The sequence below is a fragment of the Cellvibrio sp. genome, assembly GCF_053579595.1.
This window is the reverse complement of the sequence record NZ_JBRFPI010000414.1, coordinates 1-3,758: the sequence shown is the minus strand read 5'-3', so window position 1 is coordinate 3,758 and position 3,758 is coordinate 1. Positions and strand designations below refer to the sequence as shown.

The following is a 3,758-nucleotide window of genomic DNA, read 5'->3' as shown; positions in this document are numbered from 1 at the left end:
TGAGGATTACGGCCAAACCGGGCAAATGCTTGCGGCATTACTCGGTATAGGTGTCGGGACTTTTGCTTCGGCAATTCAACTCAATGGCGATCAAGTCGTCGTTACACGTGAAGTGGATAAAGGAACGCAAACCCTCTCGCTAAAACTTCCTGCAGTTGTTACATCAGATTTACGTTTGAACGAACCGCGCTTTATCAAATTGCCCAATCTGATGATGGCCAAAAAAAAGGTAATCGAAACCATCGCAGTGAGCGAACTGGATGTCGATCTTTCGCCACGTTTTAACGTAATCAGTGCGCGCGAGCCACAACAAAAACCCGGTGCAATTCAATTGGCCAGTGTGCAGGAATTGGTTGCGAAATTGCGTCAAGCGGAGGTGTTGCAATGAGTGTATTAGTGTTGGCAGAAAGCGAAGGCAATCAATTAAAGCCATCCACCTATCAAGCGGTTGCCGCCGCTGCGGCTTGGCATTTGCCGATAGATTTACTGGTGTATGGTGATGATGTAGGAATTGTTGCAGCAGAAGCAAAACAATTGGCTGGTGTGCGTCGCGTACTGGTCGCGCAAGCGGCGCACTTTCAACATCCACTAGTGGAAGATGTGCAGGATTTGGTTTTAAGCATCGCTAAGCAATATAACCACATCCTAAGTGCACATAGTGTGTTCGGTAAAAGTGTATTGCCGGGTATTGCAGCACGTTTGGATATCGCACCCATCACCGATGTCATTGAAATTCAGGCGCCCTCAACTTATGTGCGCCCCGGTTACGCGGGAAATATTTTATCCACCATTGAAAATTACGAGCCAGTACAAGTTATCACTGTGCGTGCTACTGCATTTCGTGCGATCACTCGCGGTGGTAATGCAGAAATTATTTCTATTGATGTGCCGCCAGCGCGCGGAATCAGTCAATGGATTAGTGAGCAACTGACCCATTCCGAGCGCCCTGAATTAAATTCGGCGCGGGTTGTTATCGCCGGTGGCCGCAGTTTGGGCGAAGAATTCAATGCGCTGTTAGACCCTATCGCCGTGCAGTTAGATGCAGCAATTGGTGCAACACGCGCGTGTGTTGATGCAGGATTTGCCGCGAATGATTTACAGGTGGGGCAGACGGGCACGATTATCGCGCCTGAGTTATATATCGCAGTGGGGATTTCAGGTGCAATGCAACACCTTGCGGGTGTTAAAGACAGCAAAATAATTGTGGCCATTAATCATGATCCAGACGCACCTATTTTTAAACATGCCGACTATGGTTTGGTGGCAGATTTATTTACGGCCTTGCCCGAATTGAACTCGGCGTTACAACAAAACTAACTATTCGATGGTAGGAATTTTTTAATGAGCGCATTTAATACGCAAAAGGTTTTGTCGGTTACTCACTGGAACGATAGTTTGTTTAGTTTTACTACCACCCGAGATGAATCATTCCGTTTTGAGAATGGTCAGTTTGTGATGATTGGTTTGCAAGTAAATGGTAAACCGCTGCTGCGAGCTTATAGTATCGCCAGTCCCAATTACGCCGAGCATTTGGAATTCTTTAGTATTAAGGTTCCCAATGGCCCACTTACATCGCGCCTGCAAAATATCAAAGTGGGTGATGATATTTTGGTTGGACGTAAGCCAACAGGAACTTTGTTGTTGTCGGATTTAAAGCCTGGCAGGAATTTATATTTTTTATCGACAGGAACTGGTCTTGCTCCCTTTATCACTCTTATTCAAGATCCGGAAGCCTACGAGAAGTTTGAAAAAATTATTCTTGTGCACGGTGTGCGCAAAGTAGATGACCTTGCCTACCGCGATTTCATCACCAAAGAATTACCGAACAATGAATTTTTAGGTGATGATGTAAAGCAAAAATTAATTTATTACCCGACCGTCACACGCGAAGCGTTTGAAAATGAAGGTCGCTTGACCGATTTATTGGCTAGCGGAAAATTGTTGGCGGATATTGGTTTGCCGCCGCTGAACCCGGACGCTGATCGTGCAATGCTCTGTGGTAGCCCAGGCATGCTGGATGATACCTGTGCGTTGTTGGATGGTGCAGGTTTGCAAGTGTCACCGCGTATTGGTATTGCGGGCGATTATGTTATTGAGCGTGCGTTTGTTGAAAAATAGCTTCCTCCCTTGATACAGCTCGGATTAAGCAGCGCTGTAATACCGTGTTATTCCTTCCTGTCTTCTCTGTGTGTTTAGATGCCAGTGTGTTGTCGCCCTGGCTATTGAGTTCAATGCCTGTGGTGGTGTTTCAACCTGAGGTATTGATCTATGTCGCCGCTTCCCAATAAAAACCGCCTCTATGAAGCCCTTGGGCAGATAGTCGTGTCTTTCAAAACTTTAGAGCAGGGCATTGATGGCCTTATTTTGGCCTGCATGAAATCGCCAGCTACCCAAGGCAAAACCATTCTTATCGACCAAATACCCTTTCCACAACGGGTCAATAGCATGAGTGAGCTGGTTCGGGAATTGCACCGTGAATATGAGTTGGGAGCGTTAAACCAAACTTTAGCGGCGTTAGTGGAGCGTTGTGTTAGCTGTGAGCAGCAACGCAATAATTGGATACGCTCTTACTGGGTGCCGGAAGTAGAAAGCGCCATTGGTACAGTGATGCGCTTGCGGCGTTCGGCCGACAGTGCGGGGGTTAGGTTGGAGCCAGTAGACATTGTTGAATTGGAAAACTTTATTGTCGTACTCAACGCAACACTTGCTTATCTATATGGATTCCATCAAAAACTCGCGGCAAATTTCAAACGCATCGAGGGTATTCAAGCACTGGAATCTTTGCTGAGAATACCCCGCTTAGTGAAGGACTAATCCCGCTGAAATACATTTTGTCGCCAGATGATGCCGAGCGTAAATCGCGCTGCGTCATCGGGCAGGCTGCGATCATCGATCACTTCGGCGCGCAGGCCAATATTGGGTTTCCATTGCCACAACCATGCGGCAGAAAGGCGCTCGGGATTATGTCCGTTAGTGGATAACCCCGAGTCCAAGGTGAGAGCCGGTGCGCCTGCGCCCTCCAAATAATTATCAACCTGCAATTGTTCTACGCGCAGGGCGAGGGTGTGTGTTCGCCAATGCACTGCAGGTTGAATCCAAAAGCCTTGCGCTTCACTCACTATATCGGCAACACGCTGATTATTTTGTAAAAATCCTTCAGCATCTGCCGTGCTCCATTCTCCACTCAAACCCAGCGCCCAGTCGGGTGTGATTGACCAGTGAATGCTCGTGTGAAGCCCCTGTAAATCAGTCGTGCCAGTGAAACCCACTGATGGAAAAACGGGGGCGGTATTTGAGCTGTGAGTGTGGTCTGCACTGTAGCGATGATCGATGCGATTTTCGGCCTCTGCGCGCATCGCCCACACACCCAAGGTGGCGATGATGGTGTCGTGGTGCAGATCGTAGCGGATAAAAATATCATTATTGCCGCCGGAATCTGTCGCCGTTGCCGGAAATGCCTGACCACGCCAGTGTTCGATGCCACCACTAAATCCCCAATCCGATTGCAATAAAATGCGCGCGCCCTGATCGTGAAAATCGCGGCCAAAAAAAGTATCCAGTATCAACGATGCTTCGCTGAATGTTCGCGTTGAAGGATGCTCTGTCATGGCTGGCGAAAAAAGCGCAGACATTTTTCCGGCTTCGGCAGCCATACACAATCTATCGCAATCACTGCGCCAGCCTAAATAGGCATGTTGAACTTCGACTGCATCGCCATGATCACTGCCTTTACCGCCACCGTGAATGCTGACTTTGGC

At 48.1% G+C, this 3,758-nt stretch carries 5 protein-coding genes; 4 read left to right on the top strand and 1 reads right to left on the bottom strand.

Annotated features, from left to right (window positions below):
* From ACWA6V_RS18800 to ACWA6V_RS18785, 4 genes are all read left to right on the top strand, one after another.
* On the top strand, positions 1-388 hold a 388-nt coding region (locus ACWA6V_RS18800; RefSeq protein ID WP_449523932.1), incomplete at its 5' end, for an electron transfer flavoprotein subunit beta/FixA family protein.
* Entirely contained in the window at positions 385-1,317 is a 933-nt protein-coding gene (locus tag ACWA6V_RS18795; protein ID WP_449523931.1) for an FAD-binding protein, read from the top strand. The genes ACWA6V_RS18800 and ACWA6V_RS18795, both read left to right, overlap by 4 nt.
* A 24-nt stretch (positions 1,318-1,341) precedes the next feature.
* Complete coding sequence (locus ACWA6V_RS18790; protein ID WP_449523930.1) at positions 1,342-2,118, top strand: ferredoxin--NADP reductase; 777 nt, start codon at positions 1,342-1,344, stop codon at positions 2,116-2,118.
* 150 nt (positions 2,119-2,268) lie between these two features.
* Entirely contained in the window at positions 2,269-2,814 is a 546-nt protein-coding gene (locus tag ACWA6V_RS18785) for a hypothetical protein (RefSeq protein WP_449523929.1), read from the top strand.
* Here ACWA6V_RS18785 and ACWA6V_RS18780 read toward each other — a convergent pair.
* A partial coding sequence (locus tag ACWA6V_RS18780; protein ID WP_449523928.1) for a hypothetical protein occupies positions 2,811-3,758 on the bottom strand: 948 nt, incomplete at its 5' end. The genes ACWA6V_RS18785 and ACWA6V_RS18780 overlap by 4 nt on opposite strands.